The 25,004-nt window shown below is 35.0% G+C and carries 19 protein-coding genes; 6 read left to right on the forward strand and 13 right to left on the reverse strand.

All coding sequences use genetic code 11. The features are described from left to right. Positions 1-14 precede the first annotated feature (14 nt). The 6 genes from O5636_RS01225 to O5636_RS01250 form a co-directional block, all read right to left on the reverse strand. A complete protein-coding gene (locus O5636_RS01225; RefSeq protein ID WP_269622810.1) occupies positions 15-1,022 on the reverse strand; it encodes an NAD-dependent epimerase/dehydratase family protein in 1,008 nt (335 codons plus the stop codon). Then, positions 1,019-2,074: a uroporphyrinogen decarboxylase gene (gene hemE, locus O5636_RS01230; RefSeq protein ID WP_269622811.1), complete on the reverse strand. Its 1,056-nt coding sequence runs from the start codon at positions 2,072-2,074 to the stop codon at positions 1,019-1,021. The genes O5636_RS01225 and hemE overlap by 4 nt, the downstream gene beginning before the upstream one ends. Before the next feature lie 129 nt (positions 2,075-2,203). Continuing rightward, positions 2,204-4,501 (reverse strand): 1,4-alpha-glucan branching protein GlgB, encoded by a 2,298-nt coding sequence (gene glgB, locus O5636_RS01235; RefSeq protein WP_269622812.1) that lies wholly within the window; start codon positions 4,499-4,501, stop codon positions 2,204-2,206. 56 nt (positions 4,502-4,557) lie between these two features. After that, positions 4,558-6,138: a CocE/NonD family hydrolase gene (locus O5636_RS01240; protein ID WP_269622813.1), complete on the reverse strand. Its 1,581-nt coding sequence runs from the start codon at positions 6,136-6,138 to the stop codon at positions 4,558-4,560. A gap of 10 nt (positions 6,139-6,148) precedes the next feature. Then, positions 6,149-6,418: a hypothetical protein gene (locus tag O5636_RS01245; RefSeq protein ID WP_269622814.1), complete on the reverse strand. Its 270-nt coding sequence runs from the start codon at positions 6,416-6,418 to the stop codon at positions 6,149-6,151. 201 nt (positions 6,419-6,619) lie between these two features. Then, positions 6,620-7,210, reverse strand: coding sequence for a Ycf51 family protein (locus tag O5636_RS01250; RefSeq protein WP_332299710.1), 591 nt, complete (start codon positions 7,208-7,210; stop codon positions 6,620-6,622). 70 nt (positions 7,211-7,280) lie between these two features. Here O5636_RS01250 and O5636_RS01255 point away from each other — a divergent pair, with 70 nt between their 5' ends. From O5636_RS01255 to O5636_RS01275, 5 genes are all read left to right on the forward strand, one after another. Further along, positions 7,281-11,264, forward strand: a complete 3,984-nt coding sequence (locus O5636_RS01255; RefSeq protein WP_269622815.1) for a translocation/assembly module TamB — start codon at positions 7,281-7,283, stop codon at positions 11,262-11,264. 3 nt (positions 11,265-11,267) lie between these two features. Then, on the forward strand, positions 11,268-11,648 hold the full coding sequence (locus O5636_RS01260) for a hypothetical protein (RefSeq protein ID WP_269622816.1): 381 nt from the start codon (positions 11,268-11,270) through the stop codon (positions 11,646-11,648). Between the two features lie 110 nt (positions 11,649-11,758). Next, entirely contained in the window at positions 11,759-13,069 is a 1,311-nt protein-coding gene (locus O5636_RS01265; RefSeq protein WP_269622817.1) for a glutamate-5-semialdehyde dehydrogenase, read from the forward strand. Between the two features lie 17 nt (positions 13,070-13,086). Then, entirely contained in the window at positions 13,087-13,455 is a 369-nt protein-coding gene (gene folB, locus O5636_RS01270) for a dihydroneopterin aldolase (RefSeq protein ID WP_269622818.1), read from the forward strand. A 6-nt stretch (positions 13,456-13,461) separates the two neighbouring features. Beyond that, positions 13,462-14,088, forward strand: coding sequence for an esterase/lipase family protein (locus tag O5636_RS01275; RefSeq protein WP_269622819.1), 627 nt, complete (start codon positions 13,462-13,464; stop codon positions 14,086-14,088). Here the strand turns inward: O5636_RS01275 and O5636_RS01280 are convergent. From O5636_RS01280 to O5636_RS01310, 7 genes are all read right to left on the reverse strand, one after another. Next, positions 14,047-16,185: a M3 family metallopeptidase gene (locus O5636_RS01280; protein WP_269622820.1), complete on the reverse strand. Its 2,139-nt coding sequence runs from the start codon at positions 16,183-16,185 to the stop codon at positions 14,047-14,049. The two genes, O5636_RS01275 and O5636_RS01280, sit on opposite strands and share 42 nt — an antisense overlap. A gap of 7 nt (positions 16,186-16,192) precedes the next feature. Beyond that, positions 16,193-17,758: an NAD(P)H-quinone oxidoreductase subunit 4 gene (locus tag O5636_RS01285; protein WP_269622821.1), complete on the reverse strand. Its 1,566-nt coding sequence runs from the start codon at positions 17,756-17,758 to the stop codon at positions 16,193-16,195. A gap of 62 nt (positions 17,759-17,820) precedes the next feature. Further along, positions 17,821-18,765: a homoserine kinase gene (gene thrB, locus O5636_RS01290; RefSeq protein WP_269622822.1), complete on the reverse strand. Its 945-nt coding sequence runs from the start codon at positions 18,763-18,765 to the stop codon at positions 17,821-17,823. Positions 18,766-18,774: 9 nt separating this feature from the next. Beyond that, positions 18,775-19,821, reverse strand: coding sequence for a glucokinase (locus O5636_RS01295; RefSeq protein WP_269622823.1), 1,047 nt, complete (start codon positions 19,819-19,821; stop codon positions 18,775-18,777). 48 nt (positions 19,822-19,869) lie between these two features. Further along, positions 19,870-21,795, reverse strand: coding sequence for a threonine--tRNA ligase (thrS, locus tag O5636_RS01300; protein ID WP_269622824.1), 1,926 nt, complete (start codon positions 21,793-21,795; stop codon positions 19,870-19,872). Further along, positions 21,795-22,814, reverse strand: a complete 1,020-nt coding sequence (gene trpS / locus O5636_RS01305) for a tryptophan--tRNA ligase (RefSeq protein WP_269623603.1) — start codon at positions 22,812-22,814, stop codon at positions 21,795-21,797. The genes thrS and trpS overlap by 1 nt, the downstream gene beginning before the upstream one ends. A 10-nt stretch (positions 22,815-22,824) precedes the next feature. Further along, positions 22,825-23,358, reverse strand: coding sequence for a hypothetical protein (locus O5636_RS01310; RefSeq protein WP_269622825.1), 534 nt, complete (start codon positions 23,356-23,358; stop codon positions 22,825-22,827). 243 nt (positions 23,359-23,601) lie between these two features. On the opposite strand from O5636_RS01310, the gene O5636_RS01315 reads away from it, so the two are divergent. Continuing rightward, a complete protein-coding gene (locus tag O5636_RS01315; protein ID WP_269622826.1) occupies positions 23,602-24,957 on the forward strand; it encodes a YcjF family protein in 1,356 nt (451 codons plus the stop codon). Positions 24,958-25,004: the final 47 nt, after the last annotated feature.

Below are 25,004 nucleotides of genomic sequence, written 5' to 3' on the forward strand. Positions count from 1 at the left end.
TTTATATATATATATTATCTTACCTGCTTAATAGGCTTTTTACCTCTTGGAGCTTCAGATTTATAAAGAATTTCATTAAATGTTTTGGCATAACTAATATTTCCAAAGGCTTCGGGATTTGTAACAGGTACATGAATGAAATGACGTTGCTTAATACTAAAGCGATCCCAAGCATTAATTTTTATTGGTAAGAAAGTAACAAGTCCCTCTATTAACCATCCCCATAAAGGAATTCTTGGAGTTTGATGCATTCCTTTCCATTTCAAGAGAGTTTTGATAGCTTGATCAATTGAGATTAAAGGTTGGCCAAGAACAAATTTAGGAATCTTTTGTGAATTATTTTTAGAAATCAATAAATTCTCATTCAACAAATGACCACATACAGAGGCTATGTCTTCAGCATGAATGAAGTGAAATTTTGAAAACCCTTTAAACCATCTAGCAAGCCAAAGCCAATTAAAAGCTTCTTTTAAACCTTGAGTTAAATAGCTTGATGGAAAAATTCCTGTGCTGTCGAATTTCCCCCCAAAAACAAGTGTAGGGAAAACAGCGATTATTTTTGAAGAAAGCTTATGCTCTTCTAGTTCTTGCAAGCACTTTGCCTTTGTTTGTATATATTCTGTCCCATATTTAACTGCCTCTGGAAGAGGCTTTAGGTTTTTATTAAGAATACTTGCGGTTGAGAAATATACAAACTTTTCAAGGATTTCTGGGTTTAATGAAGATAATAATTTTTTTACAGCAATTATATTCACTTCATTGGTTCTTTTGATATCCCCCCAAGCTGTGGCTGTATGAATAACATGAGTTGCACTAAAAATTTCTTTTGCAAAGAGAGTGGGATTTCTTAAGTCACCTATAAGTAACTTTATTCTAGGATTAGATTGATCTATAGAGGTTAATTTTTTTGGATCTCTAAGCCATAAAAGTAATTTCGCATTTGTATTTCTTAATAGCCAGGAAGATGTGTATTGACCTACACAACCACTTGCTCCAGTTATAAGAATTATAGCGTTGTTCAAATTTTAGCTATTAGTTCATTGATGTTTTTGCCTGTTTCGAAGAAAACTCTTGCGTTTTCTTCAGGAGTACCTGGAAGAATGCCATGACCAAGATTAAGAATATGTTTTCTTCCTTTGGCTTTTATTACAGTATCTATGATTCTGCTTCTAATTATTTCTGGAGATCCAAAAAGAAGGCCTGGGTCAACGTTGCCTTGTATTCCGATATCTTTTGGAAGTCTTGTGCATCCTTCTGCCATATCTACCGTCCAGTCAAGTGAAACTATATCTACCCCAGTAGAGGCCATTCTTTCTATAACACCTGCACTGCCAGAAATATATAAAATAAATGGAGTATCAGAATGAACTTGCTTTACAAGATCTACAACTTTTTTTTGATATGGTGCGGCAAATGTGTCGTAATCAATAGGGCTTAATTGACCTGCCCAAGAATCGAACATTTGAACAACTTGAGCTCCTGAATCAATTTGAAAATTCAAATAATTTGCTATTGATACGGCAAAATGATCCAACAGCATATGCAATAACTCTGGCTCTTTAAATGCCATTGCTTTTATAACTGAATAATTTTTGCTGCTTTTCCCTTCAACAACATAAGCGGCAAGTGTCCAAGGAGCTCCTACAAAACCTAAAACAGCAGCTTTATTGCCAACGCTTTCTCTCAACCTTCCTAAAACCTCTCCTACAAAAGGAAGAGATGCCTTTGGTTCTAAGGGATTTAATGCTTTAACTTGGTCAAAATTACGTATTGGATTGTTTATTAGTGGACCTTTGCTTTCAACGATATCAAAGTCAATTCCCATTCCAGGAAGTGGGGTAAGAATATCTGAGAAGAGAATTACACCATCAGGTTCAAATTCTAGAAAAGGCTGCATGGATATTTCATATGACAAATCAGGGTTTTCTGATCTGTCGCGAAAGCTAGGGTATTTTTCTCTTAGCTCTCTGTAGACCTTCATATACCTGCCTGCTTGACGCATCATCCATACAGGAGGTCTGCTTACTGATTCACCCCGAGCAGCACGGAGCAACAATGGAAGGGATTCAGTCATTCGTGATGCCGATTAATCAAAAATTTACTGGAGCATGAACTCTAATAGTCAAATAATTTTGATTAGAGCGCATCTTCTTCACACGTTTTTGGATTTCTCTTGGGTTTATTGTCCAGATCATAATATTTTTTAGATCATATCTCCCTGCTTAGAGTTTTTAGATGATTTTCTCTTGTCGTGCTTGAGAATTAAAACGCTTAATGGTGGGAGAGAGAGATCGAGAGCATTTTCATAATTATGAATATTCCAACCCTGGGTAAACTTCCCTCCTAGATTTCCAGTATTTGAGCCACCATATCTAGAAGAATCAGTATTAAAAATTTCTTGGTAATAACCTTGTACAGGGACACCAACTTTATAGTTTTGATGAGATTCAGGAGTGAAATTTGCAATAATTATTAGCCACTCTCCTGTTGAACTTTCTCTTCTCATGAAACTAATTACTGAGTTTCTATTATCCTTGCAATCAATCCATTGGAAGCCATACTCTTTAAAGTCATCTCTCCATAGGGCTGGTTGAGATTTATATAAAGAATTTAAATCATCAATTAAGTTTCTAACACCTTTATGGGGATCATATTCTAGCAGTTCCCATTGAAGATCGTCCCAAACATTCCATTCTTGTCTTTGCCCAAATTCCATACCCATGAATATGGTTTTTTTGCCAGGATGTGTCCACATATATGCTAGTAAAGCTCTGGTATTTGCATATTTCTTCCAGTCATCTCCTGGCATTTTGTGTAATAGATGACTTTTTCCATGAACAACTTCATCATGACTTAGCGAGAGCATGAAATTTTCCGTGTAGTTATAACAAATTGAAAAAGTAACGTTATTTTGATGGAATTGTCTAAACCAAGGATCTATTTCAAAGTAGTCGAGCATATCGTGCATCCAACCCATGTTCCATTTTAAGTTGAAACCTAAACCTCCAATATCAGTAGGGTCGGTTACACCTTTCCAAGTAGTTGATTCTTCTGCAATTGAAAGAGCACCAGGGAAATGTTCAAAAAGAACATGATTAGCTTGTTGTAAGAATTTAACGGCTTCGAAATTTTCATTTCCTCCATCTTCATTAGGAATCCATTCCCCATCTGGTCTTAAATAATCTTTATAAAGCATTGATGCAACAGCATCTACCCTTATTCCATCTATATGGAATTGTTCAAACCAGTACACGAGATTTGCTACAAGAAAATTACGTACTTCATTTCTGCTGTAATTAAATATCAATGTCCCCCATTCTTTGTGTTCACCTATACGCGGATCTGAATATTCATAAAGATGTGTGCCATCGAAATAAGCAAGCCCATGTTCATCTTTAGGAAAATGTCCTGGCACCCAATCAAGAATTACACCTATTCCTTCAGAATGACATTTATCAACAAAAGCACGAAATTCGTTTGGATTGCCATATCTGCTAGTTGGGGCATACCATCCAGTTACTTGATATCCCCAAGACCCATCAAATGGATGCTCTGATATCGGCATTAATTCAATATGAGTAAAACCTCTTGCTTTTACATAAGGGATTAGTTTTTCAGTTAGTTCTGAATAAGTTAATAACCTTGAGTTTGGTTTTAAATCTGCAGCAGGTACGGGTTTTCTTGAAGATCCATCTTTTTCTTTAAAAGGCTCATTACTTGATGCATGCAACCAACTTCCTAGATGCATTTCATAGACTGAAATTGGTTTATTAAGTTGATCAGTTTTGTCTCTTTCAGATATCCATTTTTCATCTTTCCATTCATATTCATCTAAAGAAGAAATTATTGAGCTTTGAGCTGGTCTGACTTCATGTTGAAAACCATATGGATCTGCTTTTTGATAGCAATGCCCTTCTTGTGTACGAATTTCATATTTATATAGATCACCTTTATTTAGGCCAGGTATAAAAAGCTCCCAAATTCCACCAAGACGTTTTTGCATGGGATGATGTCTTCCATCCCATGAATTTAGATTTCCAATTACAGAGACACTTTTTGCATTAGGTGCCCATAAACAAAACATTACACCATCAGTCCCTTCTATATTAGTTTTATGAGCACCCATTCGACGCCAAATGTGGTGATGATTGCCTTCGGCAAAAAGATGCCTGTCAATTTCCCCCATCCACTCTTTTCTGAATGCCCATGGGTCTTTTTGAGTGTGAGAAATTCCACCTCTTTTAATAAATAACTGATAGTCGACTCCAGGGTTTTCTTCTAAAAGTGCTTCAAATATCCATGGATGATTAAGGTTTGTCAGGATTGTTTTTTGATTGTTTAAAATAAGATTTACTTCGTCAGCTTCAGGCATCCATACCCTAACTATCCATTTCTTTTCATATGCTTGAGGGCCAAGGACACTGAAAGGATTTTCATGTCGACATTCTGCAAGTTTTTGCCCTTCGCCTGCCATCCAGTCCATAGTAATACTGGGGGACATAACATAAAGAGCGAATAGAAAGAGGAGCTTATCTGATTGGAGGTGGTCTTGGGAACTTATTTAAGAAAAAAAGGCTTGATAGAGAGTTTAGATTTAGAAAGATCTATTGAAATTGTTGTAATCAAGCAATCTGGAGAAGGGGGACCACATTTATGTTGGTTGGTCCCTGGATTAATTGCTATTGCTGGCCATGATGCCCCTGAGATTGATAAACGCAATTGAGATCCTTTTGGAAAATCAGCAAAAAGTGCTTGTAATGTTATTTCTCTATTTAAATTAGTTTGAGATTCATCTCCTCTTATTCGTAATACACCTGTGGAAAGCTGATTGACTTTTAAGTCGTTTTTATAAATTATTGATAAAGCAATACAAAGATCAAATCCTTTTGTGTCTGATTTTGCTGCCAATTTAAGTTTAGGAATACCTTCAATAAGCCTTTTTGTTGTGAATGGCAAGCTGGTGAAAGTAGCCACATCTCCTCTTTGGTCAATTTTAGATCGATCATTTCCTTCTGGGATAGAACACAAATGCCCTCCTATGCTAGGGACAGGTCTCCAAGGGTCATGAACAATATGTATTTCTCCTTTGCCATTTAATGCTGACTCTATAGTCCCTTCTTGAGTATTTGAGCAGGCTAATCCTCTAGAGCAAAGAACCCAATTATTTTTATTTTTTGGTTCATGTGATTGATTACATGTATGCCAAGAATTATTGGTTATATTCCATATTCTTTTTAAGGGCTTTTTGTCTATTGTTTTATTTAATTTTAGGTGTTTATTAAAGAAATTCAGCTGAATTAGATTGGTTCCTTCCCACCAATCAAGATGAGATGCCGGACCTATATGTAGTTCTGGAGAGCCTCCTTCCCGTAACGAGTCTTCGTAAATCGTTAAGATTCCTTTTAAATGAGGATCCTTCCACCCGCCAATCAAAATCATTGGCTGACTTAACCATGATTTCAATGGTTTATGAACTTTCCATTCTTGACAATTGTTTTCTGAAATTAATAGCCATTTAGATGCCATTCCTGTTGGGTCATGTTTTTTTAATAAATCGGCTCCATTTCGTAAATATTCCCCTTTTTCTAGACTTTCTCTTATTTCATTCCAAGCTTTATGGTCTTTTTTTCTAAGAAGTTTTTGTGAAGCTAATTGAAGCCCCCATAAAATACCAATGTCCCACCAAAACGCTCCTCCTTCGCAACTCCAATGTTCACCTTCGTGAATTCCTGTCATCGCTGGGGCAAGGCAATCTGGGGGCTGACTATTTAGCTCTCCTAGCAATTGAGTAAGCCCCTGATAGGAAAAACCATAAGTGCCTAATAGGCCATTGCATTCTGGTAATGACCTGATCCATTTATGAGTTTGTGTTGTATCTGAAGCCTCTTGCTCAAACCCGCAAAATTCTCCTTCTGAAGAACCTTGTCCGCGAACGTCTTGGATAACTACTAAATAGCCTTGGCTCGCCCACCAGGATGGGTGAGCATATGTCACTGTAGAAGCGATTTGTTTTCCATATGGCTGTCTCATTAAGAGTGCTGGCCATGGACCTTCTTCAATGGGCTGCCATATCCTTGAACTAAGTTTTACACCATCTTTAAGAATTAAAGATTTATCGTGGTAATTAACTGAAAACACTTGTTGTTAATTACTTTATTTCAGGACAGTTCATTGCAATAACATAGATACTTAGTATCTCAGCATCAGTAAATGATAAGTTCTTTTCACGGCTAAGTTCTTCAATTACCTCTTTAGATCCTGATGATATGCCTCTTGAATTAAGACCTCTAAATTTTTGGCATAAAGCAATAGCTTCTTTAGGATTCCTTTTTACATTCTCTAGTAGTTTTGATTGTCCATAAGCAAATTGTGGTGATAGCAATGAAGAGGCTATTAATAAGGGAGTTAAATAGCGCATTAGTAATATAGGATTAATTGTTTAACTTGACTTTATATTACTCTTGTTTATAAAACTTTTGTGATTTCATTGCTATTTTTGCTTATAACCTTGCTAAATGAGCCCAAGTTTTTACGATTGGACCTTTTCTAAGAAATTAGTAAATCTATTCATTTTAATAAAACTATGAAAGAAAATATTCTTAATAATTAAATTGTTAATTTAATTGATATCATTGATTTTCATATTATTATCATCTAATAAATCTGATAAATCATTTTCAGGATTAAATTGTTCTCCTGCAATATCATCATTTGAAAAATCTATTTCTAATGGGTTGATTGTTTTTTGCTTAATGATAGGTATAGAAACATTGTTAAATGAATCTCTCGTAACTTCTCCAAGAATTACAGGTTGACTTAATCCTTCACCTTTTGCTTCTAATTTTCTAATACGTACAGTTACATTTGAACCATTTCTTCCACCTCCCTTTAGATTTCCAGCAATTTGTTCTAGCGTTGGCTTTATAGCTTCCTTAGGAAAATCTTCAGTAGCCTGAGCCACGACTAAATCGCCTCCATTGTCATATACAACAGGAATTGACATTGCTCCTTCAACTGTCACAGGTGGTGTATAACTTTGTTGAAAAGCCCAACAGCTTCCAGACAGAAGTAGTGTAAAAATCGTTGCCCCAACTAGCCTGAACTTTGCCCCCCATTTGATTAAAAATGCAATTATTGTAAGTATGCCAAGGCCTAGTCCTGACCACGCGAGCCAGGTAGTTACTTCTTGAAGAAATTGAGAAATTGACATTTGCTGGTTAAGAGTCCTTTCACTCCTTATAGTTCGTCTGCTCCCTAAAAGATATAAAAGTTCTAAAGGAGTGAAAATTAAACCAACAAAAATTAAAAAGATTTGGCTTTTTGGAGCTTTATTAGTTTCTGGCGGCTGTGCAATATCTATAGCAACTAATCATTTTTTTAAAACATTCTTTAATAAGTCTCGCCCTGGCCTTGAAAGGCAGTTTTCTCAGAACCTTGGTCATCCAATAAAAATCGGCTCATATCAAGGCTTACGACCTTGGGGTTTTTCCATTGGATCTTCTGAGTTGTTACAAGGCGAGGAAGATACATCTAGTGCAAAACTTTCGGGCTTAAAAGTTCAATTTGCTCCAATTTCTAGTCTTTTTTCCTGGCGTCCAGTATTAATATTTAGCATTAATCAAGCGAAGTTATTTTTAAACCCTAATGAATCAGGTTCTTATTGGGTACTAGGAGATAGAGAGAATGGTAGTACTCCTAATTTAGATATAAGAATTAGAATAGATGAAGCTTCTAGTATATTTCTTGATTCAGGAAAAACCGAAGTTAAAACTTCTGGCAAAGCATCAATATTACTGTTAGAGAAGAAAGTTAAAGGAACATTATCTTTCTTATTTCCAAATAATGAATCATTTAGTTTAAAGGGAAGCGGGCATTTGAATCAATTAAGTTTTAAAGCTAGAGCAAGATTTAAAAACTTTGGGTTAGATAACTTTCAATCCATAATATTCAATAAATATAATCTAATAGCTAATGGAAGAATTAACTCGGATATTCAATTTGGGTTACAAGGAGCCAGTATTTTATGTAGAGGCAATATGTTTTTTGATGATTTAGACTTAACTTCTACGGTAGTAAAAAATAGATCTTTATCTACAGAATACTCAGGTATTAATTGTATAGATAGAAAAATTGTCTTTCCAACCACTAGAATAAACTATGGCAATTGGGATTTTGATTTAAATGCTTATATGCCTATTAGCCAACCATCAACCTATAATATCAATTTAATTTCATCCATTAGATCTAAATATGAGTCCAATACCCCATTGAATATAGATGCGAATTTGCCTTTATCTATTGGTAGGAATGGGTTTTCTTTTGGTGAATTATTTGCACAACTAGAGTTAGATAAATTTCCAATAAGTTCCTTAAGTTCTATGCTGGGAACTTCAGTTGGAGGAAATATATCTACTAATGGCACTATCAGTGGGCCTCTTTCATCGTTGGATAGTGAACTTTCTCTAGAGGTAGAAAATCCTCAAATAAATTTAATTAGATTACAGGAAAAATGGCAGGGAAACTTTAAGTCTTTATCAGGTAAGGGAGCAAGTCTTAAAATGACTTCTATGACTCCGGCTGTCCCAGGTAAATTAGAGGCAACGCTACAGAAGGATTGGTCATTAAAAGATTTACAAATTAATAGATTAGGCGGAAAAATATCTTTAACTGCTAATCAAAAAGGTTATAGTTGGGAAGCAGATAACTTTAGGCTTGATCGTTTAGAAGTAGCATTGCCTCCTGAAAAGAGTTTTAAGCGCACTTTTGGGAAGTTATTAGGGAATGGAAGTATAGAGATAGATCCTTTTCTTATTGATGGAAAGTTAACTTATAGGTTCCCTAGGCTTTTTGGAGTTAATTTAAAAGAAGCAACAATTAAAGGTAATTATTCAGGGAAAAATTACTCTTTAAATGGCGAAATAATTCCTCCAGATAAAGGAAAAATATTAATTGATGTTAATGGGAGAATTGGCGGTTCGTTTAAAGGAAATGCAATTGCAAAAGGAATAACTCCTAATTGGTTGACAGATAGCAGTATGAAAATACTCCAAAACAATTTAAGCCCCCAGTTCGCCAAAGGGAGCGCAGAGGATTTGAAGAGAATTTCAATCCTTTCACAAAAGAGTTCGTTAGACAGTCAATTAAGTAATTGGGATATATCAAGAGTGTTTTTAGAAAAATATAAAAGGAAAAATGCTAGTAAAAAGATTGTCGATCCATCTAAGCTCAAAGGTGAAGTAGATATAAAAGCAAAATTAGAAGGCTCTATGTTATCTGACCTTAAACTTGATATGTTGGCTTCCGGGAAAACTTGGCTCAAGGGGGATAGGGATAATGGAGTTAAGATTAAGCCTTTTACAGCTACATTCAGATCCACAGCTCTAAAACGAAGTGGCAACTTCTCTTTAATAAATATTCCTTTTTCAATGTTAACTTTATTTATTCCGACGCCTTCTTCTTTAGGAGGTATGTTTGGCCTATCTGGTAGTTATATCTATAAGAAAAAATATCCAGAGATTACTGCCGAACTTGTATTGGCTGATGCAAGTTTTGCAGATAAGGAATTTCTATTAGAAAAGGGGGACCTTTATATAGCCAACTCTGTTGTTAGAGCCGACATAGCTATTAAAGGTGTTTCTTCTAAGGAGAATGTCTCTATTCATGGAGACATTCCTTTGTCTCCAAGCCTTCCTTTTGATATTAAAGTTGAAAGTCATGGTGACGGACTTAGTATATTTGATGGACTTTCTGGAGGGGTATTTGCATGGGAATCAGGTAATATAGATCTTAAATTATTGGTTAGAGGTACTCTATTAAAGCCAATTGCTAATGGTTATTTAGTTATTAAAGAAGGTAAGTTTCTCTTGGATAATAAGTTAGTTGAAAATTTCTCCAGTCAAATAGTTTTTGATTTCAATCGTTTAGAAGTACAGAAATTAGATGCAAATCTAGGTCCTATAGGAACAATAAAATCTCAAGGCTCCATGTCTATATTTAGAGATGATCAGGAAACCCAAGAAGTCTTAAATGTAGATCTTACAGATGTAAAAATAAATCAACAAAACTTAGATTTTAAAGTTTCTTCAAAACTTAAAATTAAAGGTTCAATTTTAAAGCCAATACTTGCTGGGGAAATGAGAATTGAAGATGGATCGATATCTACTAAACGATCACGCTCTGGGAAGAAGGGATCAGTACAGAAACAAAAATCTTCTGTAAAAGAAAATAAATTCTATACAAGAACCAGATTGCCTGAACAAACTTGGGATTATAAAGACCCTCTGTTACTTTTTATTCAAGATCAAGATTCAACGGCGACTAAGATTCTGAATACAGGAATTCCCAAGAGTTTATCGTCTATAAGTTTTGATAATTTGAAGCTTAATCTAGGCCCAGATCTTCGAATAGTTTCTCAACCTATAGCTAGTTTTAACACTACAGGATCATTGATTCTAGATGGAGGACTATCTGACGATTTTGCATTGCGAGGTCTTGTGCGTCTACTAAAAGGACGGGTCAATTTATTTACAACAACATTTGATCTTGATAAAGGAGAACCAAACATTGCTTTATTTGCTCCTTCTATGGGACTGATCCCTTATTTAGATATAACAATGACTAGTCGTGTTGCAGATGTTATTCAAGAGCCAAGTCAATTAGAATCTTCGAATGATTTGGCGTTAAATGGTGCTGGGTCTGTTGGTATAGGAGGTTCTAGATTTGTAAAAGTAGAATTAATAGCCACTGGTCCAGCTGATCGTGTAGCAGATAATTTCCAATTACGTAGTTCACCTCCTTTGCCTAGAAGTCAACTTCTTGACCTTATAGGTGGTAACTCATTGACTATGCTTATGAGTGGAAGTGAAAGGGAGGTCTTAGTTGACTTATTAAATAGATCATTCCTTTCACCTGTATTAGGAAACTTAAGTGGAGCTTTTAGCGAACGAATACAAGTCTCTTTATACCCTGCTTATGTTAGTAATTCAAAGGCTGCTAACGAAGATAATGAAGACAATGAAGATAATCAAATGACTACATCTGAGACTTCTTCTGATGACCTATCTCCTCAACAAGCTTGGATAGCTGAAGTTGGATTGGATTTGTCAGAAAAAATTAATTTTTCAATTCAGACGACTCCAAACCGTAAAGATATTCCACCCCAAGGTACTATTACATACCAATTCAACCCGAATCTTGGAGTATTAGGCTCTTTAGATAAGAATGGTAATTGGAAGAGCCAATTAGAATTATTTGTGAGATATTAATAGATGATCGAAAAATATCGACAATTAATAGGAGTTGATGTAGGCAGGTGTGTGCTAAAAACATATAATTTTATTATGAATGATAATAAGCACTTTGAAAGAGACTTTGGCTTTTCCTCGCCCTTAACTCCAGGGGCTCTAACTGTGTTGGCATGTGAAGCAGTCGATTTGATCGATAAAGAATCCTCTGTTGATTTTATCTCCCTAGCATTTCCTGGTGAAATTGATCATAAGAGAAGAAAAATCCAATCTTGTTCAGTTTGGGCAGGGTGGGATGAAGTCCCTTTAGCAGATTGGTTGGAAATACGACTTAAAAGGAAGGTAGTGATTTTCAAGAAAAAGTCTTTTGCATTAATAGAAGATGTTTCAATTTTCTTTTTATAAGGTTGAAAAAATCTTTAACTCCTGATTATTATGAATATCTTTAAAAGTTTTTATAATTATTATATGTTATATGCTTTTTTTTAAGGAAAATACAAACAAGTAAGAATCTAATGAACAATCAAACTTCAGTCCCTAGTCCTACAAGTGATTTACTTAAGCGTGCATTTGAGGTGAAGAATGCTTCAATAGCTCTTTCAAGATGTAGCAATGAACAAAGAAAGAAAGCTTTAAACTCAATGGCTGATGCCTTGAGTGCGAGAGCTCAAGAGATTGTAGATGCAAATATAGACGATCTACGCAGATCTGAACATGCTGGTCTTGCTCCAGCATTATTGGCAAGATTAAAACTAAATCATGACAAGTTGAAAGAATCTATTGAAGGTGTAAGACAAGTTGCGTTATTACCGGACCCCGTTGGTTTAAGACAACTACATCGTGAATTGGATTCAGGGCTTATATTACAAAGAATCACTGTTCCCTTAGGAGTGCTAGGGGTTATTTTTGAATCGAGGCCAGATGCAGTAATGCAGATTGTTTCTCTTGCTATTCGCTCTGGAAATGGAGTTATTCTTAAAGGAGGTAGTGAGGCGCAACTTACAAATAAGGTCATTGTAAATGCCTTAAAAGAAGGGTTAGTTAATACTGATGTTTGTTCAGAGTCTATATGTTTATTAACTACCCGAGAAGAGAGTTTAAGCTTACTTCGTTTAGATCATCTTGTTGATTTAATTATTCCTAGGGGGAGTAATGAGTTGGTTAAATTTATTCAAGAAAACACTCGTATACCAGTTTTAGGCCATGCAGATGGGATTTGTCATCTTTATGTAGATTCAGAGGCAGATATAGACCAGGCTTTGAAAATAGCAATTGATAGTAAGTGTCAATACCCAGCTGCGTGTAATGCTATAGAGACATTACTTTTACATAAAGATATTGCACCCTCATTCCTAAAGAATGGAATACCAGCGTTTGAAAAGTTAGGTGTTCTTCTGCTTGGTGATACACATTCCTTAGAACTTGGTGTTAAACATAAAGCTGAAGATAACGACTGGTCTACTGAATATCTTGAATTAAAGCTATCAATAAAAGTTGTTTCATCTCTTGATGAAGCTTTATCTCATATACGTTGTTATAGTTCCAAACACACAGATGCTATTGCGACAAGAAATAAGGAAACAGCGACTAAGTTTTTATTATCAGTTGACAGCTCAGGTGTTTATCATAATTGCTCTACACGATTTGCTGATGGTTTTCGTTATGGCTTTGGCGCCGAAGTTGGTATTAGCACTCAAATATTACCCCCTAGAGGGCCAGTTGGATTAGAAGGTTTAATTACTTATAGATATTTTTTGGAAGGAGAAGGCCATATAGCGGCTGATTATTCTGATGCAAAAAAATCTTTTTCTCATCGGGACTTGTAAGCTTGAATTGTTTAAATTTGGAGAGTTCTATTCAAGTAGATGGCCTTAACCTTTGGGCACACGTCGGTGTCTTAGAAGAAGAACGTCTTTTAGGACAAAGGTTTTTACTTGACTTTATTATTTGGATTGATGTTGAAAATGCAGTAAAAGGAGACAATCTTATAAATACTGTTGACTATAGCCTTGCAGTTCAAAAAATTCAGCAATTAGCGTTAGATATTAATTGCATGACAATTGAATACTTTAGCGAACAGATTTTGAATCAGATTGAAAATATATATGGCTCTGTCCCAATCCAAATTACATTGCAAAAGTGTTTTCCACCTATTCATGGTTTTAGTGGAAGCGTTTCAATAAGAAGGACAAGAAATTTCAAGTGTGATTAGATAATCGTGTCAATATTAAAGCGCCCATTGGTAATGGTTCATGGTTTATGGAACACTCCTGATCTTTTTCATGCTTTAGTACTTCAACTAAATCAAGATCCTTCTTTTTTATTTGCGCCACATTTACCACATGACCTTGGGAGAGTATCTATTAGACAGTTAGCTATTGAATTGGATAAAAAAATCAATAGCCAATTTGGTTCAGATTTGGTTATAGATATACTTGGTTTTTCTATGGGAGGATTGATTAGTAGAGTTTGGCTCCAAGAATTAAGGGGGTTTGAGAGAACTTCTCGTTTCTTTAGTGTTGGTACTCCTCATAATGGAACACTTACAGCTCAGTTTGTACCAACTTCATTTTTCCCTGGAATAGCAGAAATGAAATTAATGAGCCAATTTATTAAATCGTTAAATGATAACTCTCGAAACCTTAAATGTATTAATTGTAGGAGTTATTACTGTTTTTGGGATCTTATGGTGATCCCAGGGCTTTCAGGAGTTTTACCAGTAGGCCCTTCTATCTCTATTCCTGTTTTCAATCATAAAGCTTTAATTAAACATCCAAAAGCGATTAGAATACTTATAAATGATTTATTTGTTGGCACTCCCTGTAAGCCCACAATGCCTAATTAATGCTTCTGTACTTGAGCTCCTGCCTCTAAAATCTTTATATATTTCTTCTGGTGATCTACTGCCTCCAAGGCTAAGAATTGTATCCCTAAACTTTTTCCCAATAGCTTGGACTTCTTCTTCATTGTCTAAACCAGCTTCTTCAAACATTGAGTAGGCATCTGAACTTAAAACCTCTGCCCATTTGTAGGAGTAATAACCTGCTGAATATCCACCTGCAAAGATATGGCTAAATGAACATAATAAATTATCTTCAGGTATAGGCTCCATAACAGTTGTTGTTTTGGCTATATCCCTTCTTAATTCATCAGGTTTCGTCCCAATACTTTTATCCCATTCACTATGCAATTTTATATCTGTAAGTGCAAAATGTATTTGTCTAAGGGTAGCTAGACCTGTATTAAAAGTTTGGTTTTTTCTTAGTTTTTCAAGTTCATTATCTGGTAGAGGAGCTTTTGTTTCCCAATGTCTTGCGATATTCTTTATTGTTTTTTTATCAAGGCACCAATTTTCCATAAATTGACTAGGAAGCTCTACAGCATCCCATTCAACATTGTTAATACCAGCTGCTTTTGGGTATTCAACAGTAGTAAGCATATGTTGCAGACCATGACCAAATTCGTGGAAAAGTGTTTTCACTTCTTCGAAACTCATAAGACTTGGCGAAGCCCCAACGGGAGGCGTTTGATTGCAAATTAAATAAGCTACAGGTAAAACAAGATCCCCGTTTTTTAATCTTTGTTTAATTAGACATTCATCCATCCAAGCCCCTCCTCGTTTACTAGCTGGTCGTATATATGGATCTAAATAAAATGAGGCAATATGGCAGTTGTCTTTATCTAAAACATTGAATAATTTGACATCTTTATTCCATGTAGGATATGAATCAGTTTGAGGACTTATCGTAATTTCAAATAACCTTTCACAAAGTTTAAACAATCCATCAAGTACTTGTGGTAAAGGAAACCAAGGTCTAAGTGATTCTTGATCAAGATTATAAATCTTTTTTCTAAGTTTTTCTGACCAGAAACTTATATCCCAGGGAGATAGCTGGAAATCATTATCTGCAGTGTTTTTTGCAGCAAAACTCTGTAGCCTATTTAGTTCCATTTTTGCAGTAGGCATTGCAGCCTTCCTAAGCTCTTCTAGTAATTTTTCAACTTCAGTAACATTTTTAGCCATTTTGTTGGCAAGGCTTACCTCGGCCCAGTTGTTATATCCAAGTAATTGTGCTTGTTGTTTTCTTAGAATAAGAATTTGCTCGATAATATTATTATTACTAATTTCTCCAGAGCTTGCTCTGCTTATAAAGGCTTTATATAGGGTTTCACGCAAAGACCTGTTATTTGAATATGTCATAAAAGATATATAAGTTGGTATGTCTAAACCTAGTAGCCAAGGCCCTTTATCAGGGTTGCTTTCAATAGAGTCGCCTGTTGACTTTGCAGCTTCTTTGGCGGCTTTTGACATAGCCTCAAGACTACGTTTAGGTAAACCATCAATTTCATCAGGTTTTGTTAAAAGTAGGGTCCATTTTTTTGTAGCATCTAAAACATTGTTGCTGAAAACAGTAGACAATTCTGCCAAACGTTCACTATTGCTATTAAAGGTTTCTTTGTCTCTTCCTATAAGACCTACACCTCGATGTTTCATAGATAATAACTCTGAATTTATAATTCTTTGTTGTGTTTTATTTAATGAGCTTTGGCTGCTTTGAGAAAGAGAAAGTTTTGAAAGTACTTTAAAAATTGCTTCACTTTGTCCAAGTCGGTTGTTAAAACGAACGATACTGGGTTGTTGAGAAGAATATGCCTTTCTTAATTCTGTTGAATTACATACTCCATTTAAATGACATACAGCTCCCCAACTCCATCTAAGCTTTTCTTCTATTTCACTTATTGGAGTAATTATCTCGTCCCAACTTAAAGGTTTATTAGTATTTATAAATTCTATAAACTTAATTTCTAAATGATTTAAATCTATATTTAAATTTTTTAATAGAATAGGAATATATTTCTCAATGTCTTTAGGACTTATGTTTTCAAATTCAGGTAATCCTTTTCCAATTAGAATTGCTGGATGAGATTTAGCTTTTTTCATTTGATACTTAAAGTATTGAGTTAGTAATAGCCATAAGACTTTGAGAGGTTAAATAATTAGAAAGTGCATTAGTTGTTGTTTCGAAAAGATCTGTTGCTATTCTAGGCCAAAAACCTATAAATAATGTAGGCACTAGAAGACTCAAGGCTATAAATAATTCCCTGGTGTTCATTTCATCTACTATTGCTAATGCAGGAATTCTTGGCCCAAAGAATACACGTCTACACATTGATAGAAGGTATATTGGAGTAAGTACGAGACCAATAGCAGCAATTAATATTGAGATAGATCTAAATGTTGAAGTGAATATGTCTTGATTAGTTATTCCTAGAAAAATAGTTATTTCACTTACAAAACCACTCATGCCTGGTAGAGCTAATGACGCAAGTGAACTTGTAAGAAATAATGCGAAGGTTATTGGAAGAGCCTTGGCTAGGCCTCCCATATTTGGAATAGAGAGAGTATTGGTCCTTTCGTAAAATGATCCAGTAATAAAAAACATTGCTGCAGCAATTAAACCATGGCTAATCATCTGTAGCATTGCACCATTGATTCCCAGAGTATTGATTGCTCCTATTCCTAAGAGTACAAAACCCATATGACTTACTGAGCTACAGGCTATTCTTCTTTTGACATTATCTTGAGCAAATGCATTTAATGCACCATAAATTATATTTACTATTCCTATTATTATTAATGCAGGAGCTAATTGAATATGAATCTGAGGGAACATTTGTACATTAAACCTTATTAATGCATAACCACCCATTTTCAAAAGAATGCCTGCTAATAGCATTGATACTGGAGCATTTGCTTCACCATGAGCATCAGGTAACCATGTGTGAAGTGGGAAAATAGGAAGCTTTACTCCAAAGCCAATTAAGAAACCTAAATAACAAAGTAATCCAAATGTTCCAGAAGGAGAGCGAGCTGTTAACTCAGAAAGATTTAATGAAAATTCACTACCTGACAATGCTAATGCAAGTCCACTAATAAGAATTAATAAAGAAGCTAGTGCTGTATAAAGAATAAATTTCGTGGCTGCGTAAAGCCTTTTTTTACCCCCCCAAATTGCAATTAATAAATAAACAGGTACAAGTTCTAATTCCCAAGCTAAAAAGAAAAGAAGAAAGTCTTGAGAAAGAAATACTAATGATTGAGCTGATGCTTGAATTAATAATAATGCAAAATAAAGCTTAGGTTTATTTATTATATTCCAACTAGCTGTTGCTGATAAAAGTGTTATTAAACCACTTAGTGCTAATAATGGTGCTGAAATTCCATCAACTGCTAAAGACCACTCTAATCCAATAGAAGGTAGCCAGCTTATCCTTTCGGTTAACTGTAGATGACTTGTTTGCTTATCAAAGAAATTACTTAGAACGAATAATATTATTATGAAATCAGAAGCTAGAAAGCCTATTGCTAAATTTCTGAATAAATAGGGGTTTTCATCTTGATTTTGAGGAAGAAATGGAATTATTAGTGCACCAACTGAAGGAAGTAATACTATTAGAGAAAGCCAAGGGAAGTTATTACTGGACGCTGCAGTTGTAATTGAAGTTGCGTCCATAATCTAGAAGATGATGAAAATGAACTTTATCAGTCTAAGCATCTTTTAGTAAGTAAAACTACTTATTTCATGACAGGGGACCAAGTGGATCCTGTGGTTTGTAGATTCAATAAAGGAGCTCTACTTGCAACTCCTTCCTTCTCCCAAGCTTTAACCATGGCCTGACTAATCCTTTTCCCGTTTTCTTCTTTGCATAATGCAAGGATGCTTGGTCCTGCACCACTAATCGCACATCCAAATGCACCTGCAGAAATAGCTGCTTCGCATACTTGTGGACCTCCTTTGATTAATTTCCATCGATATGGTTCATGAAGTCGGTCATGCATTCCATCAGTTATCAAGTCTTCTCTTCCTGTCCTGAGTCCATTCAATAGCAAGGTAAGTGATCCTAAATTGATTACAGCATCACTTATAGGAACAGTTTTGGGCATGACTCTTCTTGCCTCGCTGGTGCTTAGCCGAAGAGATGGTATTGCTACGACAGCTTTGATTGAATCATCCCAATCGCATCTAACTATTCTCCATCTTTGGGATGCGGCTTTCGCAGTAAAACATAACCCTCCTAGTAGAGAAGGCACGACATTATCTGGGTGACCTTCAATATCTATGGCTAGTTCAAGAAGTTTTTCCTTACTAAGAGGGGCATCAATTAGAGCATTTGCTCCTACAAGACCAGCGACAATTGCTGTAGCACTACTACCTAAACCCCTTGCAGGAGGAACAGCAAGTTTTACTCTTGCTTCTAATGCAAAGGGTTCTACTTCTGCCGTTTGCCAAACTCTTTGAGCTGCTCGATAAAAAAGGTTTTCAGGCCCACCTCTTAAATGATTTCCTTCAGTACTTTCCATAATGAGATCGAATCTTTCACTATCGCCTTCGATTCGTGTAATCGTGAAATAATTTTTCATTCCTAATGCAGCGCCTAAGCAGTCAAAACCTGGTCCTAGGTTCGCAGTGGTTGATGGGACTTCCACTAATACTTTTTTGCCTATGGGCGGCTGCATCATTACTTTTATTTATTCAGATAAGTTGATTCGTTTGGCCGTTAAATGTGCTTTACAAGCAGCACCAAATAGACCAGCATCAGGATCTATTAATGCCATTATTGGTATTTTTTCAAGAAAATTTGTAAAACGACCTTTGTTTTTTAATGCTTTTAAGAATATTTCGGATTGAAAACCAGTTAGATGTTTAGCTGCGGTTCCTCCACTAATCCATATTCCAGAACTACTTAGTTCATGTAAAGCGAGGTCTCCAACAGCTGAACCATAAGCGCTAAGCCAAATTTCTAAAACTTCTTTCATTATAGGATCACCTTTATGTGCAAAATTACTAACAATTTCTGGGAAATCATGATTTAAATCAGTTTGTTTTGGAATTTTTTCTGCTGTTGGTCTTAATGGATGAGATTTAGCATCTTCTTTCATCAATCTCCATCGTGCAATATTACCTAGACCAGTTCCGCTTACTACTCTTTCAATTGATAATCTTTCTAGATTTAGATCTTTCTTTAACCATTGGCATAGTTCCCATTCACTTTGAGTCCTGCAGGCAAATTCTTTATGTCCCCCTTCACTTGCTAGTACTTCAATGCCACTATTAGAGTTGAAACCTCTTGCCATACCAAGACCTGTTCCAGCTCCAATAATAGAAAAAATATCTTTATTAGAATTTTTAGTTATTTTATTATTTACTGATTGAATATAAGTAAACTGATCATTTTCAAGAAAAGGAATTGCATGAACTAAACATGAGAAATCATTTAGTAATAAAATTTTTTTAGTCTTTATTGATTCGTTTAATATTTTTTCATTTATATCCCAGTCTAGATTTGTTATTTTTACGTTGCCATTATTAACCTTGCCAGCAACACCAATACAGCCAATACTCGGAGATGAAATAGTATTAGGTAATTTAGACAAAAATTCCTTTAAGATCTGATTAAAAGATTGCCATTCTCTTGATAAATACTTTTCTTTAATTATTAATTTAAGTTTTCCATCAAATTTATATATTCCAAGGAGTGTTTTTGTACCTCCAATATCTCCTGCAAGTAGATTCATATATTTAAATGTTATTGTATTGATTAATAATATAAGATTTCATAACAGCTATCTATTTTTGCTTGATAATGATTTTAAAGATATAGCTTCTTGCAGGATTGTTAAAAATATTTCTAATTTCATAGAGCCTAAATCTTTTCCTTCTCTTGTCCTTACAGAAACTGTTTGATTTTCTTCCTCTTTGTCACCAATAATTAACTGATAAGGAATTCTTTGGAGTGTATGTTCTCGTATCTTAAATCCAATCTTCTCATTTCTAATATCTAGGTGTGTCCTTATTCTGTTTTTTATTAGAGAGTTGAATACTTTCTTAGACTCCATTGTATTTCTATCAGTTATGTTCATAACTACTACTTGTATAGGAGATAACCACACAGGGAATTTTCCTTCATATTCCTCTATTAAAATCCCTATAAACCTCTCAAATGAACCAAGTATTGCTCTATGAAGCATTACTGGTACTTGCCTCTCGTTATTTTCATCAATATAACTTGCATTTAGCCTTCCAGGCATAGAAAAGTCAACTTGAATAGTTCCACATTGCCAAACTCTGTCTAGGCAGTCTTTTAAAGAGAATTCAATTTTAGGACCATAAAAAGCTCCTTCTCCTGGTAGGTATGACCAGTCTAAATGTTTTAAATTCAATGCATCAGCTAGAGCCTTTTCTGATTTGTCCCAAATTTCATCATTACCTACTCTCTTTTCAGGCCTTGTTGATAATTTAATAATAATTGATTCAAATCCAAAAGCTTTATATACATCGAATACTAGGTCTATAAATTTATCTACCTCATCTTGAATCTGTTCTTCTGTACAGAAGATATGGGCATCATCTTGAACAAAATTTCTTACTCTCATTAATCCATGAAGTGCTCCTGATGGTTCATTTCTATGACAAGAACCAAATTCAGCTAGTCTTAAAGGCAGATCTTTGTAACTTTTAAGCCCTTGATTGAAAATTTGGATATGACAAGGACAATTCATTGGTTTTATCGCATATTCTCGATTCTCTGATGTTGTAGTAAACATATCATCTTTGAATTTTTCCCAATGACCAGACTTTTCCCAAAGAGAACGATCGACTGCTTGCGGCGTTTTTATCTCTTGATATTCATTTAATTCCAGTGTTTCGCGGATATAATTTTCAAGAACTTGATATATGGACCAGCCTTTAGGGTGCCAAAAAATCATGCCAGGAGATTCTTCTTGTGTATGAAATAAATTGAGTTTCTTTCCTATTTTCCGGTGGTCTCTTTTTTCAGCTTCGCTTAATTTAGTTAGGTAACTTTGAAGTTCTTTGGAAGTTCCCCAAGCAGTTCCGTATATTCGTTGCAACATTTCATTATTAGAGTTTCCTTTCCAATAAGCTCCAGAAACCTTCATTAAAGAAAAGGATCTAAGATGTTTAGTATTAGGTACATGAGGTCCTCTGCACATATCAATATATTCTTGATGTTTATATAATTTTATAATTTCTCCTTCAGGTATTTCATCGATAATTTTAACTTTATATGGTTCCCCTCTTTCTAAGAATATTTTACGGGCTGATTCTTTTGAAACCACTTCAACTATAACTTCATAATCTTGCTTAATAAGTTCTCTAATTCTTTTCTCAATATTTTCAAGATCTATTGGTGTAAAGGCGTTTTCATATGCAATATCATAATAAAAACCATTTTCTATTACTGGGCCAATTGCCATTTTAGCTGTGGGATATAGTTGTTTAACTGCATGACCTAATAAGTGTGCAAATGAGTGACGAATAATATCTATACCTTCTTTGTTTTTAGATGTAATTATATTTACTGTACTGTCATAATCAATTGGAATTGAGGTATCTATTAAGTTTCCATTTACTTTGCCTGCAAGAGCAGCATTAGCTAGTCCAGGCCCAATATTAGAAGCAATCTGAGCTATTGTTACTGGTTGGGAAAAATTTTTCTGACTTCCGTCAGGAAGAGTAATTATAGGCATTATTTATCTATTTGTTCTAATAATCCAATAGCTTTTCTAATTCTTTTTAAAGTTGAATTAGATAATTCTTTTGCTTGCTGAGTTCCATTAATAAGAATTTGATTTAGTTCCTCAGGGTTTTTTGATAAAGAAGTATATTTTTCTTGTATGGGTTGAAGGCATGAAATTATTGCTTCTGTTAGGAGAGGTTTGAATTTTCCCCAACCCATTTCTGCACATTCTTTTGAAACTTTTTCTCGACTTTGGTTAGTAACCATAGAATAAATCCCTAAAAGATTGTCTGCTTCAGGTCTATTTGAATTATCAAATTCTAAGCCAATATACTGATCTGTTTTGGCACGTTTGATTTTTTTTCTTATTATATCTGGACTATCTAAAAGTGAAATCCTACTATTTTCATTTGGATCGCTTTTGCTCATTTTGCTTTTACCATCGCATAAACTCATTATTTTCCCACCTTCTTTCATTATTAAAGGTTCAGGGACTTTTAGTATGTGATTATCTTTTTTGCCAAATTTAGAATTAATTCTTTGTTGGGCAATATTTCTAGCTAATTCTAAATGCTGCTTTTGATCTTCACCAACAGGGACTAAGTCAGGATTATATAAAAGAATGTCTGCCGCCATCAGAACTGGGTAGTCAAGTAAACCTATAGATACATTGTATCCTTGTTTAACTGCTTTTTCTTTAAATTGGATCATCCTTTCCATCCAATTTAGAGGCGTTAAACAATTTAAAAGCCAACAAAGTTCACTATGAGCTGGTATATGACTTTGAATAAAAATGGAACATTTATTGGGATCCATCCCACATGCAACATACAAAGCTGCAGTAGATAAAGTGTTTGCTTTTAGTTCTTCTGGATTATGAGGAACAGTTAATGCATGAAGGTCAACAACACAAACATATGTCTCATATTCATTCTGAAGTTCTACCCAGTTGCGAATAGCACCAAGCCAATTACCTATATGCAGAGCACCTGTAGGTTGAACCCCTGATAGAACTCTTTTTTTATTCACTGAAGCCTTTTCATTGATTATTGAGCAATTCTTTTTCGTCATTACTTATTTCTTCTTTGGTTTCGATTGGCTCTATTGATTTGTTTTCAGAAGATTCATTATTTAAATTGTTCTCAGATTCTTTTTCTTGATTATCCTCATTAGATTTTTGTTCTGGCTTTGCAGGTCTTGCAAAGGGGTTGGGCTTGGAATGGTGTGATGATTGATTATCTGTTCGCCCTCTATCTCTTTCAGAGTTGAACTTATTTTGTTTGGATTGTGGGTTTTGTGATCGATATTCTGCTATTAGCTCATCAATTTTACCTTCTTCAATCATTTGACCAAGTGTTCTTAAAGCAAATCCTAGAACTGCAACTGTTGAGCGTAAATTAAAAGCTTCTTGAATAGTTCTTGAAGCTCTCATTTCATTGTCACTTAATCTAATCCTAAACCCACCACTATCTCGACCGCCAGGATTCCTACCATTTCTAAAACCGCCTCTTATTCCATCTCTTCCATTGTTAAAATTTCTTCCCTTTTGAGGATCACCGTAGGAATCACCCATGAATTTTAGTCAACATCAAAAACTAAGTGTGGCGCATCTTTGACCTTCTTGAAAAGGTTTCAGAAAAGTCGTTGAGCAGATTCACACTTTATTATGTTCGGTCGTAAATGGGATTTTCAAGTAAATTAATTAAATTTTGTGTGTTCTTTCATCATAAATCCTTTGTTATATATGGTTTTATAGCTGTTTCATTTGCTTTAATTACTTTATTGAGTTAATTAAAGAAGAGGGTAAAGAAAACTTATGAAAAACTTAATTCCATCTTTTAGTCTTCCTAAATTGCCAGTAGGCAAAGCTGGTGTTGTTCTTGGTTCAGTAATAGCTGGTCAATGGATTGTCACTGATTTAGTTCACGTCCCTTCTGGGGGACTTGCTTTTTTAGCTGCAGGTGCTGGTATTTGGTTTCTTTCTAAGCCCTCAGTTGGTTCTTTTGCTGCGCCTTCTACTGTAAAAGGTTGGATAAAACGATGTAATGAAGTATTAAAGCAATTTGAATCATTAGAAGATCCATCTGAACATTTTAATAATTCAGAAGAAAGATCAAACTCTCTGAAAGAGGTTATTTCAAGAGAAACTCCACAGTCACTTTCTGTAATAAGTACAACGGGACAGGTTTTGCCAGAATTAAATTTGTTGGAATCAGCCGTTACTTGTTCTAAGCCTTTAAAACTTTCATGCTCTTCATCTCTTCCAATAAATAATCAGTCATGGGAATTTCCAAATAACTTTTTTGAACAGGATTTAATTGTTTATTACCTTCCTTTACCTTTGAGGGCAGTAGATTTGCTTTGGCTTAAGACTATTCCTAATGATTTACCTTCATGGATAATGGTCTCCACTGATCAGTCTGAGGATTGGCCGAGTCAATTAAAAGCACTTAATTCGCAATTGCCTGAAAGGTGGGTGAATAGAATTCTTAAATGGAATGACAATCCTGAGCATTTAAAACAAGTGCTTACTCCTGTTAGAAGATCTTTAGAACAGTCAAAGACCAATACAGATAAAACTTGTCAGAGACTTTTGTCTAGGCTTCATAGTTCTTGGCAAGCAGATCTAGAAACATTAAGAAGGGAGAAATTTCGTGTTATTCAAAACCGTTCTCAATGGATTGTTGCAGGAGCTGTCTTTGCTTCTCCAGTACCATCTACAGATCTGTTATCAGTAGCAGTCGTAAATGGGTTGATGATTCAGGAAATGGGCAGTCTTTGGTCATGTAGCTTTAAACCAGAGTTGTTAAATGCTGTAGCACGTCAACTTGCTATGGCTGCTTTAGCTCAGGGGGTTGTTGAGTGGAGTGGTCAAGCTTTACTTGGTGTGGCTAAATTACATGGAGGTACATGGTTAGCTGCTGGGGCCATGCAGGCACTTAGTGCAGCATATTTAACAAGAGTAGTAGGCACGTCAATGGCTGATTGGATGGCATTGAATAATGGAGTTGCTAAACCAGATTTGGATTTATTAAAATTACAAGCACCAGAATTAATTGCTAAAGCAGCGGAAAAAGAAAAAGTAGATTGGTCAAGTTTTGTAATTCAATCTAAAAATTGGATTAAGGGTCAAGTTGTTAATCAAGAAAATATTCAAGCTCAATTATCCTAATTTTTATTTAGCCATATAAGGACAATAATATAACTTAATGGATAGAG

It is taken from the genome of Prochlorococcus marinus str. MIT 0918, from assembly GCF_027359415.1.
Classification (GTDB): Bacteria; Cyanobacteriota; Cyanobacteriia; order PCC-6307; family Cyanobiaceae; genus Prochlorococcus_E; species Prochlorococcus_E marinus_C.

Coding starts and splice junctions, on each gene's coding strand:
- O5636_RS01250 (WP_332299710.1), bottom strand. CDS start 7,210: ATGTCAATTTCTCAATTTCTTCAAGAAGTAACTACCTGGCTCGCGTGG.
- hemE (WP_269622811.1), bottom strand. CDS start 2,074: ATGACTGAATCCCTTCCATTGTTGCTCCGTGCTGCTCGGGGTGAATCA.
- thrS (WP_269622824.1), bottom strand. CDS start 21,795: ATGCCTATAATTACTCTTCCTGACGGAAGTCAGAAAAATTTTTCCCAA.
- O5636_RS01245 (WP_269622814.1), bottom strand. CDS start 6,418: ATGCGCTATTTAACTCCCTTATTAATAGCCTCTTCATTGCTATCACCA.
- O5636_RS01295 (WP_269622823.1), bottom strand. CDS start 19,821: ATGAATCTACTTGCAGGAGATATTGGAGGTACAAAAACACTCCTTGGA.
- O5636_RS01315 (WP_269622826.1), top strand. CDS start 23,602: ATGAAAAACTTAATTCCATCTTTTAGTCTTCCTAAATTGCCAGTAGGC.
- O5636_RS01285 (WP_269622821.1), bottom strand. CDS start 17,758: ATGGACGCAACTTCAATTACAACTGCAGCGTCCAGTAATAACTTCCCT.
- O5636_RS01265 (WP_269622817.1), top strand. CDS start 11,759: ATGAACAATCAAACTTCAGTCCCTAGTCCTACAAGTGATTTACTTAAG.
- glgB (WP_269622812.1), bottom strand. CDS start 4,501: ATGTCCCCCAGTATTACTATGGACTGGATGGCAGGCGAAGGGCAAAAA.
- O5636_RS01310 (WP_269622825.1), bottom strand. CDS start 23,358: ATGGGTGATTCCTACGGTGATCCTCAAAAGGGAAGAAATTTTAACAAT.
- thrB (WP_269622822.1), bottom strand. CDS start 18,765: ATGATGCAGCCGCCCATAGGCAAAAAAGTATTAGTGGAAGTCCCATCA.
- O5636_RS01260 (WP_269622816.1), top strand. CDS start 11,268: ATGATCGAAAAATATCGACAATTAATAGGAGTTGATGTAGGCAGGTGT.
- O5636_RS01280 (WP_269622820.1), bottom strand. CDS start 16,185: ATGAAAAAAGCTAAATCTCATCCAGCAATTCTAATTGGAAAAGGATTA.